A 15,048-nucleotide genomic window follows, 5' to 3' on the forward strand; every position below is an offset into this window, starting at 1 on the left:
CGCCCGGGGCCCGCACGGCGCGGGCCCCGGGCGGCCACCGGCTCAGGGCCCGAACAGCTCCTCGACCAGGTCCTCGGCCGTGACGTGGTCCGGCGCGGCGAGGATCCAGTCCCCGATCGATTTGATGCCCGTCCCGCGCTCCAGCGCGGTCAGGCAGGCCTGGGCCTCCTGGTCCGAGGCGAAGTCCCAGACCAGCAGGCGGCGGACCAGCACCACGGCCTCGGCCGGGCCGATCTTCGCCCGCCGGGCGACGCGGCCCCGGTGCGCCGGCCGGGCCAGCCGCTGCTGGTAGACCGAGAGGTCCTGCCAGGCCTGCACGGTGGTCGGGTGCTGCTCGCCCAAAGCCCGGGCGAGGTCCGGCAGGAGGGTGCGCAGCTGGAGGACGGCCCCGTCGAGGTCGCCCCGGTTGGCGGCGTACACGGCCAGGTCGTGCCGGGCCTTCAGGACGCGGGCGTCGTGACCGCCCCAGGCGGCGTGCATGTCGGGCAGCAGCTGGGAGAGCTGGCGGATCGCCGTGACCGTCTCGCCGCTCTCGCCGATGCACCAGGTCAGGTGGTACCGGGCGCCCAGGGTGTCCGGGTCGGTGGCGCCCAGGGCGAGCCGCATGTCCGCCACCACGGTGGTGAGCAGCCGGATCGCGCCGTCGAGGTCCCCGGCCCGGCTGAGGTACCAGGTGAAGTCCCGCCAGGTGCACAGGGTGTCGCGGTCGGTGGCCCCGAGGGCGGCGACGCAGTCGCGGGCCAGCGCCTGCAACAGGGCGGCGGACTCCCCGGCCGTGGCCGCCCGGTAGGCGGCGTCCCGGCGCTCGCGCAGCGCCGCGCGGACGGTGTCGGCCGCGCCGGGCGGGGCGGTGACCGGTGGCGTGGTGAGCGGCGGGAGAACGGGCCCGGCGAGCGGCCCGGAGCCGGGCCGCGGCGGGAGCGCCGGGGCTGCGGGCGGGGCCGCGGGGGCAGCCGCGGGCGGGGAGGGCGGCCGGGCCGGCCGGACCGGGGGCACCGGCGCCGGGCGGTCCAGCACCGTCGGGGTCGGCGGCGGGGGCGCCGCGGCCGGGCCGGCCGGCGTCCACCGCTCCGCCAGGGCCGCCAGCCGCCGCTCCACCGTCCGTGCGTCGGCCGGGCGGTCCGCCGGGTCCTTGGCGAGCAGCTCGGTGACCAGCGCGGCCACCTCCGGGGGCAGCCCGAACTGCGCCGGGTCCAGTGCCGGCGGCGGCTCGTTGAGGTGCTGGTACATCAGCACCGGCGTCGAGTCACCGCTGAACGGCCGTGCCCCGGTGCAGAGTTCGACCAGCACGCAGCCGAAGGCGTAGAGGTCCGCCCGGCCGTCGACCCGCCCGCCGGTCCAGCGCTCGGGCGCCATGTACGCCGGGCTGCCGATCACCGTCCCGGTGGTGGTCAGGCCACCGGCCCCGGTGTCCAGTTGGGCGATGCCGAAGTCCAGCACCTTCACCGTGCCGGCCTCGGTGACCATGATGTTGTCGGGTTTGATGTCGCGGTGCACCATCCCGGCGTCGTGGGCGGCGGCCAGCGCGTCGCAGATCTGCCGCCCCCAGCCCAGGCTCCGCACCGGATCGGGCAGGCCGGCCCGGAGCACGTCGGTGAGGGTGCGCCCGCCGAGCAGCTCCATCACCAGGAAGGTCACCTGCCGGCCGCCCAGCTCGCTCTCACCGAGGTCGTGCACGGTGACGATGTGCGGGTGCGAGAGGTTCCCGGCCGCGCACGCCTCCCGGACGAACCGCAGCGCCGCCTTCTGCTGGTCCTCCCCGTGGTACCCGATCACCTTGACCGCCACCTGGCGCCGCATCCGGGTGTCGAAGGCCCGCCACACCACGCCGAAGCCGCCCTGGCCGAGCCGCTCGACCAGCTCGTACCGGCCGTCGAGGAGATCTCCGACCTTCACCCGCCCCACCCCCGCCTCTCGAAGCGGTCACACTCTATCGACGCCCGGCCGGGGCCGATCGGGCCCGGCACCGGGATGGCCCGGACGACTCGAACGGGTGGAAGGATGGACGGCGAGGCCCCGCGACGGCGCGGCGGCCGGACGAGCACAGCCGAGGAGCGCAGTCATGGCCAAGCGGGCCCCGCAGAGCGATCCGGCGCAGGATGCCCCCGTGGTGTCCGCGCCCCAGCACGCAGCGGCCGGGCTGCCGGCGGTCGGCCACAGCCTCCGGATGGCCACCGAGCAGATGGGCGCCCGGCGCACCCTCGCCACGCTGCGCAAGGTCAACCAGCCGGACGGGTTCGACTGCCCCGGCTGCGCCTGGCCCGAGCCGGACAAGACGCACACCGCCGAGTTCTGCGAGAACGGCGCCAAGGCCGTCGCGGAGGAGGCCACCGAGCGCCGGATCCGCGCCGAGTTCTTCGCCGCCCACCCGGTGGCCGAACTGGCCGACCGCTCCGGCTACTGGCTCGGCCAGCAGGGCCGCCTCACCCAGCCGATGCTGCTGGACGAGGGCGCCACCCACTACACGCCGATCGCCTGGGACGACGCCTTCGCGCTGATCGCCGAGGAGCTGCGCGCGCTGGACACCCCGGACGCCGCGGCCTTCTACACCTCCGGCCGGACCAGCAACGAAGCCGCCTTCGCCTACCAGCTGTTCGCCCGGCGGCTGGGCACCAACAACCTGCCCGACTGCTCCAACATGTGCCACGAGTCGTCCGGCTCGGCGCTCACCGAGACGCTCGGCGTCGGCAAGGGCAGCGTCAGCCTCAAGGACCTCTACCAGGCCGACCTGATCATCGTGGCCGGCCAGAACCCGGGCACCAACCACCCCCGGATGCTCTCCGCGCTGGAGCGGGCCAAGCGCGCGGGCGCCACCGTGGTCAGCGTCAACCCGCTGCCCGAGGCCGGCCTCGAACGGTTCAAGAACCCGCAGAACGCCCGCGGCCTGGCCGGCCACGGCACCAAGCTGACCGACCTCTTCCTGCAGATCCGGCTCGGCGGCGACCTCGCCCTGTTCCGCGCGCTCAACCAGCTGGTGCTGGAGGCGGACGGCGGCGTCGACGAGGCCTTCGTCGCGGAGCACTGCCACGGCTTCGAGGAGTTCGCCGCCGAGGCCCGGCAGACCCGCCGCGAGGAGGTGCTCGCCGCCACCGGCCTGCCCTGGGAGCAGATCGAGGAGCTGGGCCGCATGGTGCTCTCCTCCCGGAAGATCATCGTCTGCTGGGCGATGGGCCTCACCCAGCACAAGCACGCCGTGCCGACCATCCGCGAGGTGGTCAACTTCCTGCTGCTGCGCGGCAACGTCGGCCGCCCCGGCGCGGGGGTCTGCCCGGTGCGCGGGCACAGCAACGTCCAGGGCGACCGGACGATGGGCATCTTCGAGCGGCCCTCCGCGGCCTTCCTGGACGCGCTGGGCGGCGAGTTCGGCTTCGAGCCGCCGCGCGACCACGGCTACGACTCGGTGGACACCATCCGCGCGATGCGCGACGGCCGGGTGAAGGTGTTCTTCGCGATGGGCGGCAACTTCGTCGCCGCCACCCCGGACACCGAGGTCACCGAGGCGGCGATGCGCCGCTGCCGGCTGACCGTGCACGTCTCCACCAAGCTCAACCGCTCGCACGTGGTGACCGGCGCCCGGGCGCTGATCCTGCCCACCCTCGGCCGCACCGACCGGGACGTCACCGCCAAGGGCGCCCAGTTCGTCAGCGTCGAGGACTCGATGGGCCAGGTGCACTCCTCGCGCGGCGGCCTGCGCCCGCCCGCGCCGGGCCTGCTCTCCGAGGTGGCGATCGTCTGCCGGCTGGCCCGCGCCGCGCTCGGCCCGCAGGACGGCGTCCCGTGGGAGGACTTCGCCGACGACTACGACACCCTGCGGGACCGGATCGCCCGGGTGGTGCCGGGCTTCGAGAGCTTCAACGACAAGGTCCGCCGGCCCGGCGGCTTCACCCTGCCGCACGGCCCGCGCGACTCCCGGACCTTCCCGACCGCGACCGGCCTGGCCAACTTCACGGTCAACCCGCTCACCGCGCCCGAGGTCCCGCCGGGCCGGCTGCTGCTGCAGACGCTCCGCTCGCACGACCAGTACAACACCACCGTGTACGGCCTGGACGACCGCTACCGCGGCATCACCGGCGGCCGGCGGGTCGTCCTGGTCAACCCCGCCGACGCGGCCGAGCTGGGCCTGACCGAGGGCGGCTACGTCGACCTGGTCGGCGAGTGGAAGGACGGCGTGGAGCGCCGCGCCCCGCACTTCAAGGTGGTGCACTACCCGGTGGCCCGCGGCGGCGCGGCGGCGTACTACCCGGAGACCAACGTGCTGGTGCCGCTGGACTCCACCGCCGACATCAGCAACACCCCGACCTCCAAGGCGGTGCTGATCCGCTTCGAGCCGGACAGCGGCGCGAGCTGAGCGCGCGGACGCCCCCGGGGCCCGGTGCGTACCGGGCCCCGGGGGCGTCCGCGGGGCCGACCTAGTTCTGGCCGGTCGGCAGCGGCGTGGCCGAGGTGGAGCCCGGCGCCGAGGCGGCGGCCGAACCGCTGCCGGTGCTGCTGGGCGCCCCGGTGGGCGTGCCCGCGGGCGTGCCGGTCGGCGTCCCCGTGGGGGTACCGGTCGGCGTGCCGGTCGGCGTCCCCGTCGGCGTCCCCGTGGGAGTCCCGGTCGGCGTCCCCGTGGGGGTACCGGTGGGCGTCCCGGTCGGCGTGCCCGTGGGAGTCCCGGTCGGCGTGCCCGTCGGGGTGCCGGTCGGCGTCCCCGGGTCGGTCGGCGTGCCCGTGCCGGGCGCCGGGGTGCCGGGCGCCGGGGTCCCCGGGGCGGGCGTGCCGGGCGCGGTCGGCGTACCGGGCGCGGGGGTCGTCGCGTTGGGGTCGGCCGGCACCTGGTTGGCCGGGCTCGGGGCGATCGGGGTGACGGTGTCCCAGCCCGCCGGGAGGTCCGGCACCTTCCAGGCGCCGCCCGCCTCGTCCGACGCGGTCTCCGGGTCGGGCCGGACGGCACCGAGGATCGGCATCGAGCCGATCGGCGACACCTTGATCACGGCGCCCGGCCGGGGCGCCTGGACGACCAGCCCGCCGCCGATGTAGAGCGCGACATGGGTGGCGCCCTCGAAGTAGATGACCAGGTCGCCGGGGCGCAGCTGGTTCAGCGCGATGTGCTGGAGCTGGGCCCACTGCTCCTGGCTGGTGCGCGGGATCGGCTTGCCGGCGTGCAGCCAGGCCTGCGAGGTGAGCCCGGAGCAGTCGAACATGTCCGGCCCGGCGCCGCCCCACAGGTACGGCTTGTTGAGCTGCGCCAGCGCGTACGCGACGGCGGCGCGGCCGGCCAGCGACGGGGTGCGCTCGCCCTTGCCGAGCGCGCCGGAGGCGAGGAAGGCCAGCTGGGCCTCGTCGGCCTTGGCCTTCTCCAGCTGCTCCAGCTCGGTGCGCTGGGCCCCGGTGAGCGAGGAGACCAGCTGCTCGACGGCGGCCAGGTCGGTGGCGACCTTGGCCTTGGCGGCGTCCTGCTGGGCGACCAGCGCCTGGGAGCTCTTCAGCGCCTCCTCGCTCTGCTTCTGCAGGCCGGTGAGCGCTTCGCGGTCGAGCTTGAGCCGGTCCAGGAACTCGGACTGCGAGCGGCTCGCGGCGGCGAGCAGTTCGGCGATGGTGACGGCCTCGTACGGGTCCTTGGAGAGCAGCAGTTCGGCGTAGGCCGAGGCGGCGCCGTTGCGGTACTGGGCGGCGGCGAGCTGGGCGGCCACGTCGGTGCCGGCGTCCACCTGCTTCTGCTGGCGGTCCAGCCGGTCCTTGAGGTCGGCGACGGCGGCCTGCTGCTCGGCGACCTTGGCGACGGCGGCGTTGAACTGCTCGGTCGCGGCCTCGGCCCCCTTGTAGAGGTCGTGCAGCTGGTCGAGCAGCGGGCCGAGGGTGGCCTTGGCCTCCGCGAGCGGGTCCGCGCCGGGCACGGCCGGGGCGGTGATGCCGGGGTTGCCCGGGTCGGGCGCGGCGTAGGCGGCCTGGGTGGCCAGCGGCAGCGCGAGCGCGGCGGCCGCCAGGACGGCTCCGCAGCGCAGGGCGGCCCGCACCCACGGTCGTGTTCCCGCAGACTCCGCGCGCTGTGCAGCCCCACCCATGGATTCGTCCTCCCCGCCCCTGTCCGACCCCCGGGTTGCCCGGATCCCCGCCGATCCTGTCATGGGTCACCCGCCAGAAACAGACCGCACCCGTACGGGTCGGTGAATTCTTCGGGCCACTGTGAGACAGATCTCAGCAAACCGGAGCGAACCAGGACGTTCTGCGCCAATGCCCAGTTCAGGGGCCCCGAAGACACCTTATGGCAAGGTCATGGCAACCCCTTGGACACGTCCGGAACCACGGCGCCCGCCTCAGTTCACCTTCCGTTCACCGAGCCTCCCTACCGTCGCGATCGACACCAACGTCAGTGCGACAACTACGACGATTGTTTGGGTATGGAACACATCTCGTTCCTGGTGGCCGTTGTGATCATCACGGCGCTCGCCTTCGACTTCACCAACGGGTTCCACGACACCGCCAACGCGATGGCCACCTCCATCGCCACGGGAGCCCTTCGGCCCAAGGTCGCGGTCACCATCGCGGCCGTCCTGAACTTCGCGGGGGCGTTCCTCTCCGTGAAGGTCGCCACCACCATCTCCGGTGGCATCGTCAACGAGAAGGCCGGTATCCATCCGGAGATCATCTTCGCCGCACTGGTCGGCGCGATCCTGTGGAACCTGCTCACCTGGCTGAGAGGCCTGCCGTCCAGTTCCTCGCACGCGCTCTACGGCGGCCTGATCGGCGCCACCGTGGTCGGCGTGGGTGTCAACGGCGTCAACTTCGACACCGTGCTTTCCAAGATCCTCATCCCGGCGATCGCCTCCCCGCTGGTCGCGGGCCTGGCCTCCTGGGGCGCCACCAAGCTGGCGTACGCGATCACCCGCAAGAGCGACGGCAAGACCGTCACCAAGGGCTTCAAGACCGGCCAGGTGTTCTCCTCCTCGCTGATCTCGCTGGCCCACGGCACCAACGACGCCCAGAAGACGATGGGCATCATCACCCTGACCCTGGTCTCGGTCGGCGCCCTGCCGAAGGGTGCGCTGCCCCCCACCTGGGTGATCGTCACGGCCGGTGCGGCGATCGCGCTCGGCACCTACATGGGCGGCTGGCGGATCATCCGCTCGATGGGCAAGGGCCTGGCGGACATCCAGGCGCCGCAGGGCTTCGCCTCCGAGTCGGCCGCCGCGACCGTCATCCTCACCTCGTCGCACATGGGCTTCGGCCTCTCCACCACCCAGGTCTGCTCCGGCGGCATCATGGGCGCCGGCCTCGGCGGCCCGAAGGGCGAGCTGCGCTGGAGCCTGGTGCGCCGCATGGTCTACACCTGGGGCCTGACCCTGCCCGCCGCCGCCACGGTGGCCGGCATCGCGGCCTTCCTGGTCGAGCAGGGCACCTGGGGCGTGGTCGTGGTCGGCGCCGCCCTGGTGGCCGGCTCGGGCGCGATGTGGCTGATCTCCCGCCGCCAGCCGGTCGGCGCGGACAACGTCAACGACGTCACCCCGGTCGAGATCACGCCGACCGCCGCGCCCACCACCCCCACTCCCGCCTCGACCACGGTCGCGGCCTGAGCGCCGACGGCTGAGGAGCACACAGCATGCACATCAAGTGGACCGCCCTGGCCCAGACCGCCGGCTTCAGCTTCGGCATCACCGTCGCGGTGGTCACCGTCTTCGCCCTCGGCATCCTGGCCCTCTCCCGCCGTGAGGCCGCGCTGACCGCGCAGCAGTCGGCGGCGGGCTCCGACGCCCCGGCCGCCGGCGGCCGGCTGGCCCTGGCCGGCGCCTACGCCTGCTTCGCCGTCTGCGGCGCCGCCGTCCTCTACGGCCTGAGCCTGATCGCCGGCCACTAGGACCGGACACCGCGCGCACGACGGAGGGCCGGGGAGTGGTGATCCACTCCCCGGCCCTCCGCCGTGCTCCGCGCCGCCGCCCCGGCCGGTCAGTCCTGCTGACCGGTGCGCAGCACCGTCTCGCGGATGAACAGCACCGTGACGAAGGCCAGCAGCGCGAACGGCGCCGCGACCAGGAAGACCACGCCCACACCGTGCCCGAAGGCGTCCGTCACCAGCGGGACGACCGGGGCGGGCAGCTTGTGCAGGTCCGGGATGCCGCCGCCGGCCGCGGCGCCGGCGGCCGGGATGTGCGCGGCCGCCAGGTTCTCCGCCAGGTAGTGGCCGACCTTGTTGTTCATCAGGGCCCCGAGCGCGGAGACGCCCATCGCGCCGCCCATGGTGCGGAAGAAGGTGACCACCGAGCTGGCCGCGCCGAGTTCGTGGCGGGGCACGGTGTTCTGCACCGCGAGCACGAGGTTCTGCATGGTCAGGCCGAGGCCGATGCCGGTGATCGCCATGTAGACGCAGAGCAGCGCGTAGTCGGTGTCGGCCCGGGCGGTGCCGAGCAGCCCGAAGCCGACGGCCAGCATCAGGGTGCCGGCGACCAGGTAGGCCTTCCAGCGGCCGTACTTGGTGATCAGCTTGCCCGCCACGGTGGAGGCGACGGCCAGGCCGAGGATCATCGGCAGCGTCATCAGGCCGGCGATGGTCGGGGACTTCTCCCTGGCCAGCTGGAAGTACTGGCTGAGGAAGGTGGTCGCGCCGTACATGCCGATGCCGACCAGCACGCTGGCGAGCGCCGCCAGGGTGACGGTGCGGTGGCGGAAGAGGCTCGGCGGGATGATCGGCTCGGCGGCGCGCTTCTCGATCACCACGGCGAGCGCGCCCAGCGCCAGACCGCCGCCGACCATGGCCGCGGTCTGCCAGGAGAGCCAGGCGTAGTTCTTGCCGGCCAGCGTGATCCAGATCATCAGCAGGCTGACGGCTCCGGTGATGACCAGGGCGCCCAGGTAGTCGATCTTCACCTTGCGCTTGACCACCGGCAGCTTCAGGGTGCGCTGCAGCACCGCGATCGCGGCCAGCGCGAACGGGATCCCGACGTAGAAGCACCAGCGCCAGCCCAGCCAGGAGGTGTCCACGATGACGCCGCCGATCAGCGGTCCGCCGATGGTGGCGAGGGCGAAGACCGCACCGAAGTAGCCGCTGTAGCGGCCGCGCTCGCGCGGCGGGACCATCGCCGCCAGGCAGATCTGGGCCAGCGCGGTGACACCGCCGGCGCCGATGCCCTGCAGGGCGCGGCAGGCGATCAGCTCGCCGGTGTTCTGGGCGAGGCCGGCCAGCGCCGAGGAGGCGATGTAGATCACCAGGGCGATCTGCAGCAGCAGCTTCTTGCTGGCGAGGTCGGACAGCTTGCCCCAGATCGGGGTGGAGGCGGTGAGGGTGAGCAGGGTCGCGGTGATGACCCAGGTGTACGCGGACTGGCCGCCGTGCAGGTCGGTGAGGATGCGCGGCAGGGCGTTGGAGACGACCGTCGACGAGAGCACGGCCACGAAGAGGCCGAGCAGCAGGCCGGACAGCGCCTCCATCACCTGCCGGTGCGTCATGGGTCGGTCGTCGGCGGTGGCCGCGGCTCCGGTCGCGACGTGGGTGGTGACGGTCATCTGGGTCCTTCGGCGGGTGCGGGGCGGAAGCGGGAGGCGGCGGACGGGAAGCAGAGGTTCGTTGCCTTAAGCAACCATAGGATCGATGGTTGCTTAAGGCAACTTTCTTCAAGCCCGGGTAAAGTCCCGCACCCCGGCCCGCACCGGGCCGCCGCCCTCAGGTCCCGACGGCCTCCCCGACCACGTCGTTGAAGCGGTGCAGCAGGCCGGCGAAACGGATCACGTCCTCCTCGGACCAGTTGGCCATCAGCTCGCGCACCCGCTCGATCCGGGCGTCCCGCGCCCCCAGGTAGCGCCGCCGGCCGTCCTCGGTGAGCGACACCAGCGCGGCCCGGCCGTCCTGCGGGTCCGCCTCCCGGGCCACCAGGCCCAGCTCCTCCAGCGCCCGGATCTGCCGGCTCACCGTGGCCTTGCCGACCGCGAAGTGCACGCCGACGTCGGTCACCCGCACCCGCCCGGCCTGCTCGATGTAGCCGAGCATGCTGTACGCCACCCCTTCCAGGCTGGGGTGGACCCGGCGGGAGAGCTCCGCCACCCGGGCCCGGCCCCGACGGAACATCAGCGCGACCTCGCGCTCCACCGCCAGCAGGGGTTCCTCGTCATTCGCCGCACTCACCGCGCAAGTATCGCGCAGCACCGTGCCCACGCATGCGGCGCGGGAAATCGGGAAAGCCAACTACTTGATGATATGAAGTATCCGATTTTCCCGATACGCAAGGAGATGTGGATGACCGCCCCAGGGCAGGGACCGAGGCCCGGACTCGTCGCCGAACTGAAGGGGGCGGTCACCCCGCGCGCGGCACTGCTGGTGTTCGCCGTCCTCCTCCTCCAGCTCGGCTTCATCACCTCGTACGTCGGGGCGCTGCACAGCCCCACCCCGCACGAGCTCTCGATCGCGGTGGTCGCCCCGCCGCAGGTCTCCCCCAAGCTGGTCGAGGCGCTGGAGTCGGTGCCGGACGACGCCGTGAAGGCCGTCACCGCGCCCGACGCGCAGACCGCCACCGCGCAGATCAAGGACCAGAAGATCTACGCCGCGCTGGTGGTGGACCCGGCCGGCACCGAGGACACCCTGCTGGTCGCCAACGCCCGCGGTCCGGCCGCCGCCAAGGCCGCCCAGAGCATCGTCACCACGATCGACCAGTCCCAGGGCCGGACGGTGCGGACCGTCGACACCATCCCGCTGGCCAAGGGCGACACCAACGGCCTCTCCTCCTTCTACCTGGTGATCGGCTGGTGCGTCGGCGGCTACCTGGTCGCCTCGATCCTCGGCGTCAGCGCCGGCTCGAAGCCCGCCAACGCCTACCGGGCGCTGATCCGGCTCGCCACCCTGGCGCTGTACTCGATCGCGGCCGGCATCGGCGGCGCGGTGATCGTCGGCCCGGCGCTGAACGCACTGCCCGGCTCCTCCTGGGGCCTGTCCGCGCTGGGCGCCCTGGTGGTGTTCACGGTCGGCGCGTTCACCATGGCGCTGCAGTGCCTGTTCGACATCATCGGCATCGGCGTGGCGGTGCTGATCTTCGTGGTGCTCGGCAACCCCAGCGCGGGCGGTGTCTTCCCGCCCCCGATGATGCCCCCGTTCTGGCGGGCCATCGGCGCCTGGATCCCGAACGGCGCCGGCACGGACGCGGCCCGCTCGATCGCCTACTTCGGCGGGACGAACCTCGGCATGCCGCTACTGGTGCTGCTGGTCTGGGCGCTGGTCGGCGTCGCGGTCACCTTCGCCGCCGTCCTGCGCCGCCCGCGCGGCGGCCGCGAGCTGGTGCACCTGTCGTAGCCCCTCCCCGGCCCGACCGGCCCGGCGTGCGGCCACCGCTACGCGTCGAGCCGGCCCGGGTCGGCGACGATCGCCCGGACCACGCCGACCGCCGCCCCCAGCAGCGGGCCGCGCCGGCCCAGCCGGGAGACCGTCAGCCGCTCGTCCGACCAGGGGCGGACGGTCACCCGGGCCGCCAGCTCGGCCCGCATGGCCGGCAGCAGCCAGGGCGCCAGCCGGGCGTAGCCGCCGCCCAGCACCACCTCGGCCGGGTCGAGCAGGTTGACCGCCCCGGCCGAGGCGATCCCCAGCGCCGAACCGGCGCCGTCCAGGGCCCGGTGCACGTCCTCGTCCCCGGCCTCGGCCCGCTCGGCGAGCAGCGCCACCCAGTCGCCCCGGACCCCCTCCAGCCCGGCCTCCCGCATGACCGCCGTCTCCCCCGCGTACTTCTCCAGGCAGCCGTACGCCCCGCAGGCGCAGAGCGGTCCGTCCGGGTGGACCGGCACGTGCCCCAGCTCGCCCGCGTAACCGTGCGCCCCGCGCATCAGCCGGCCGCCCACCACGATCGCCGCGCCGACGCCGGCCTCGGCCGAGACGTGCAGGAAGTGCTCCGGGGCGCCGCCCAGCCAGAGCTCGGCGAGCCCGCCCAGGTTGGCCTCGTTCTCGGCACCGATCGACAGCTCGGCCAGGCCCTCCGCGCCGGCCGCGCGCAGGGCGAGCCGCAGTTCGGCGGCCAGCGACACGTCCCGCCACCCGAGGTTGGCGGCGTGCTGGAGCACCCCGCCGCCGTCCCCGACCAGCCCGGGCACGGCCAGCATCAGCCCGGCCGGGCGCAGCCCCGCGTCGGCGACGGCCCGGCGCAGCAGCTCGGCCAGGTCGGCCATCACGGCGGCGGGCCGCCGGTCCCGGTTGCGGATCTCCTGGCGGCGCCAGGAGCGGACGTCACCGCGCAGGTCCACCACGCAGGCGCCGAGGTGCTCCACGCCGATCTCGGCGCCCAGCCCGGCCGGCCCGTCGGGATTGAGGCCCAGGGCGGTGCCGGGCCGGCCGACCTTGCCGCTGGGCGCGGCCGGGCCCTCCTCGACCACCAGCTCGGCCGCGATCAGCTCCTCGGCGAGCGAGGACACCGCCGCCCGGGTCAGCCCGCTCTCGGCGGCCACCTCGGCGCGCGAGCGCGGGGCGCTCGCGATCACGCCGAGCACCAGCGCCAGATTGGCCCGGCGCATGCCCTGCTGGCTGGCCGGTCCGGCCCGGAGGCCGTCCGTCTCGCGCATCGCGCTCACCCCGCTCAGCTTCCGCCCGCCTCGCCGGTGGGCGGGTCCCGCAGTTCCGGACAGGCGTTTGCAGCGTAACCGCGTTCGGCCTCCCGTTCCCGGTGGGCCGGGAGCGGGAGGCCGGCCGGTCGACCCTCCGCTCCCGGCGGGCCGCTACGGGATCCGCTGCGGCTGCTCCACCCGGGTGACGGCGGGCTCGGCGAAACGGGTGAAGACCCAGCGCTGCATGGCCCAGAAGCGGAACAGCATCGCGACGAAGGTGCCGACGACCATCCCGCTCAGGAAGTCGGCCACCTCCTGGGTGAAGGCCGTCACCTGGGGCTCGCGCAGGTCCAGGACGTAGCGCGAGACGACCAGCGGGAGGTCGTTGACGCCGATCGCCACCACGCTGACCAGGAGGAACAGCAGGACCTCCCGCCGGTGCCCCCGGGCCCGGAAGGCCCACCGGCGGTTGAGCACGTACGAGAGCGCGGTGGCCAGCACGGTCGCGATGGTGAGCGCCACCACCGGCTTCTGCTCCAGCACGGTGAACTTCAGCGAGAAGTTGATCACCGTCGTCAGCACGAAGCAGGTGCTCCCGACCAGCAGGACCTTCACCAGCCTGCGGTGCTTGACCAGGAACGGACGCAGCCCGGCCGGCACCTTGGCCAGGGCGCGCTGAGTGGGGGACGGCATCTTCGCAGTCTCCCGCACCGGGCCCGCCGACGCTCCCTCCGGCGGCCCGGGCGCTACCCGGCCGCGGTGATCCGCAGCACCCCGGTGGTGGTGCCCTGGTAGACCACGCCGCCCGGCGCGATCGAGCCGACCATCTGCAGCGTGTCGAAGAGGAAGCCGGCCCCGGTGTACTTGGTGCGCACCACGGCGCCGGTGCGCGGGTCGATCTCCGCGTAGTAGTAGGGGTCCAGCACCGAGGTCGCGTCGGTCCCGGGGATGACGGGGTTGCGCAGCACCGTGTGGATCAGCCCGTCGGCGGTGGAGAGCCGGGGGACGGCGGCGGAGCGCACCCGGTTGTCCCAGGCGAGGTCGCAGCCCGAGCCGTCGGCCCGGACGTCCACCCGGCTGAGGCCGCCGCGGAACGCGCCCGACGGGGGCACGGCGGGCCCGGCGTCCTCGGGCAGCTTCGGGTACGGGTAGCCGTAGGTGGAGGCGACGAGGACGGTGTTGCCGACCGCCACCGGGGAGTTCTCGCTGCCGCTGCCGCCGGCCCGGAGCACCGGCACCGAGCAGACCGGCGAGCCGTCGCCGGTCCGGTAGACCAGCAGGTTCACCGTCGGCGCCGCGTTGTCGACGACGGTGACGTAGTCCGTGCCGGTGCTCGGTCCGAAGAAGGTCGGCGTCGAGCCGGTGCCCCAGCTGAGCTGTCCGGGCTTGCGGCCCGGCCCCCGGTCGTACGCCCGGCGCCAGGCGATCCGCGGGGCGCCGTCGGGGTCGGCGGTGAGCAGGTAGGTGGCGTGGGTGGTGGCGACGGCGGTGCCGGCCGGGGCGGTGGAGATCGAGTTGGCGATCCGCTCGCCGGCGGGCAGGGCCAGCGTGTGGACGGCGCCGGTGCGGTCGTCCGCGGTGCCGACCACGCCGCCGCCGGTGGCGAACCAGACCCGGCCCTGCCAGTCGGGCGAGATCCCGGTGACGGCGTCGCCGTCGGGCACCGCGCCGGCCAGCGGGAGCGCGCTGTCCACGGTCAGCGCCCAGGCGCCGGAGGCGGTGCGGTGGTGTCCGATCCGCAGCAGCCTGCGGTCGCCGTCGACGGCCACCAGCCGGTCCTGCTGGTCCAGGTAGGCGTAGACGCCGCCGAGCAGCGAGCCCTTGGCCAGCGGCAGTTCGGCGAGCGAGCCGCCGTCGGCCGGGTCGAGCAGGTGGACGGTCGGGGTGAGGCCGAAGATCGTGGTGCAGAGCGCGACGGGGTAGCCGTCGGAGCCGACCAGGACGGTCGGGCAGGCGGACTGCAGCGCCACCCGGTCCGAGGCGAGCGGTCCGGGCCGGGGCCCGGGCAGCGGGGTGGCGTCCGAGGAGCCGGTGTCGCCGTGCATGGTGGCGGTGCCGTCGGGGCCCGCGTAGGGGTTGTGCGGCGGCAGCGGGCCGTAGCCGGTCCCGGCGTGGGCCGGGCCCGCGGCGGCGGCCAGCAGGAGGGCGGCGGCCGCGAGTACGGCGGCGCGCGTGGGCAGCGCGAAGCGCATGGAGGTGTCCCGTCGGATGAGTGGAAACGGTGGACCGCGCACAGCGGTGCATTCCACCCGGCCCGGGGGTCCCGGCGGGGGCGCCGGGCGGATCACCGCACTGGTCAGAGAGCGCGGCGACAGATCGCGGAGCACGCGTGCGCCAGGTCGACGTCGAGTCGACGGCTCAGGTACGCGTGGCGAATCACCCGGCCAGCCTGGCGCACTGACGGACCGTCTCACAAGGGCGTCTCACCAGACGGGCGGCGGCCCGGTGGAGCACCCTCGCTCCACCGCCGCGGCGGCGTCCAGGACGAGCTGGTACGCCTCGCCGTCGGCCTCCGGGAAGACGGTGCGCAGGCTCTCGTGGCGCCGGACGAGGTCGTGCAGC

Annotated in this window: 11 protein-coding genes; 4 read left to right on the forward strand and 7 right to left on the reverse strand. The window is 74.1% G+C overall.

The genetic code is table 11. From position 1 onward, the window contains the following. Positions 1-42 precede the first annotated feature (42 nt). A complete protein-coding gene (locus tag ACWDRR_RS13835; RefSeq protein WP_449772376.1) occupies positions 43-1,896 on the reverse strand; it encodes a protein kinase domain-containing protein in 1,854 nt (617 codons plus the stop codon). Between the two features lie 166 nt (positions 1,897-2,062). Between ACWDRR_RS13835 and ACWDRR_RS13840 the strand changes: the two genes are divergently transcribed. Then, positions 2,063-4,348, forward strand: a complete 2,286-nt coding sequence (locus ACWDRR_RS13840) for an FdhF/YdeP family oxidoreductase (RefSeq protein WP_449772377.1) — start codon at positions 2,063-2,065, stop codon at positions 4,346-4,348. Between the two features lie 61 nt (positions 4,349-4,409). Here ACWDRR_RS13840 and ACWDRR_RS13845 read toward each other — a convergent pair whose 3' ends face one another. Next, on the reverse strand, positions 4,410-6,044 hold the full coding sequence (locus ACWDRR_RS13845) for an NlpC/P60 family protein (protein WP_449772378.1): 1,635 nt from the start codon (positions 6,042-6,044) through the stop codon (positions 4,410-4,412). 336 nt (positions 6,045-6,380) lie between these two features. On the opposite strand from ACWDRR_RS13845, the gene ACWDRR_RS13850 reads away from it, so the two are divergent. Then, on the forward strand, positions 6,381-7,553 hold the full coding sequence (locus ACWDRR_RS13850) for an anion permease (RefSeq protein WP_449772379.1): 1,173 nt from the start codon (positions 6,381-6,383) through the stop codon (positions 7,551-7,553). Positions 7,554-7,579: 26 nt separating this feature from the next. Then, positions 7,580-7,834, forward strand: coding sequence for a hypothetical protein (locus ACWDRR_RS13855; RefSeq protein WP_449772380.1), 255 nt, complete (start codon positions 7,580-7,582; stop codon positions 7,832-7,834). 89 nt (positions 7,835-7,923) lie between these two features. On the opposite strand, the gene ACWDRR_RS13860 is transcribed toward ACWDRR_RS13855, so the two are convergent. Beyond that, positions 7,924-9,477, reverse strand: a complete 1,554-nt coding sequence (locus ACWDRR_RS13860; protein ID WP_449772381.1) for an MDR family MFS transporter — start codon at positions 9,475-9,477, stop codon at positions 7,924-7,926. Between the two features lie 157 nt (positions 9,478-9,634). Next, positions 9,635-10,093, reverse strand: a complete 459-nt coding sequence (locus ACWDRR_RS13865) for a MarR family winged helix-turn-helix transcriptional regulator (RefSeq protein WP_449772382.1) — start codon at positions 10,091-10,093, stop codon at positions 9,635-9,637. 111 nt (positions 10,094-10,204) lie between these two features. Between ACWDRR_RS13865 and ACWDRR_RS13870 the strand changes: the two genes are divergently transcribed. Continuing rightward, positions 10,205-11,251: an ABC transporter permease gene (locus ACWDRR_RS13870; RefSeq protein WP_449772383.1), complete on the forward strand. Its 1,047-nt coding sequence runs from the start codon at positions 10,205-10,207 to the stop codon at positions 11,249-11,251. Between the two features lie 38 nt (positions 11,252-11,289). Here the strand turns inward: ACWDRR_RS13870 and ACWDRR_RS13875 are convergent, their stop codons facing one another. The 3 genes from ACWDRR_RS13875 to ACWDRR_RS13885 all read right to left on the reverse strand — a co-directional run bounded on the left by ACWDRR_RS13875 (position 11,290) and on the right by ACWDRR_RS13885 (position 14,678). Continuing rightward, the gene (locus ACWDRR_RS13875) at positions 11,290-12,504 is read right to left on the reverse strand and encodes an ROK family protein (protein ID WP_449772384.1); all 1,215 of its coding nucleotides are present in this window, start codon (positions 12,502-12,504) and stop codon (positions 11,290-11,292) included. A gap of 153 nt (positions 12,505-12,657) precedes the next feature. Further along, positions 12,658-13,179, reverse strand: coding sequence for a GtrA family protein (locus tag ACWDRR_RS13880; protein ID WP_449772385.1), 522 nt, complete (start codon positions 13,177-13,179; stop codon positions 12,658-12,660). 53 nt (positions 13,180-13,232) lie between these two features. After that, positions 13,233-14,678 carry a hypothetical protein gene (locus ACWDRR_RS13885; RefSeq protein ID WP_449772386.1) on the reverse strand — a complete coding sequence of 482 codons (1,446 nt, stop codon included), beginning with the start codon at positions 14,676-14,678 and terminating at the stop codon, positions 13,233-13,235. Positions 14,679-15,048 lie beyond the last annotated feature (370 nt).

The organism is Kitasatospora sp. NPDC003701 (assembly GCF_053587085.1).

Coding starts and splice junctions, on each gene's coding strand:
- ACWDRR_RS13840 (WP_449772377.1), top strand. CDS start 2,063: ATGGCCAAGCGGGCCCCGCAGAGCGATCCGGCGCAGGATGCCCCCGTG.
- ACWDRR_RS13845 (WP_449772378.1), bottom strand. CDS start 6,044: ATGGGTGGGGCTGCACAGCGCGCGGAGTCTGCGGGAACACGACCGTGG.
- ACWDRR_RS13850 (WP_449772379.1), top strand. CDS start 6,381: ATGGAACACATCTCGTTCCTGGTGGCCGTTGTGATCATCACGGCGCTC.
- ACWDRR_RS13855 (WP_449772380.1), top strand. CDS start 7,580: ATGCACATCAAGTGGACCGCCCTGGCCCAGACCGCCGGCTTCAGCTTC.
- ACWDRR_RS13860 (WP_449772381.1), bottom strand. CDS start 9,477: ATGACCGTCACCACCCACGTCGCGACCGGAGCCGCGGCCACCGCCGAC.
- ACWDRR_RS13870 (WP_449772383.1), top strand. CDS start 10,205: ATGACCGCCCCAGGGCAGGGACCGAGGCCCGGACTCGTCGCCGAACTG.
- ACWDRR_RS13875 (WP_449772384.1), bottom strand. CDS start 12,504: ATGCGCGAGACGGACGGCCTCCGGGCCGGACCGGCCAGCCAGCAGGGC.
- ACWDRR_RS13880 (WP_449772385.1), bottom strand. CDS start 13,179: ATGCCGTCCCCCACTCAGCGCGCCCTGGCCAAGGTGCCGGCCGGGCTG.
- ACWDRR_RS13885 (WP_449772386.1), bottom strand. CDS start 14,678: ATGCGCTTCGCGCTGCCCACGCGCGCCGCCGTACTCGCGGCCGCCGCC.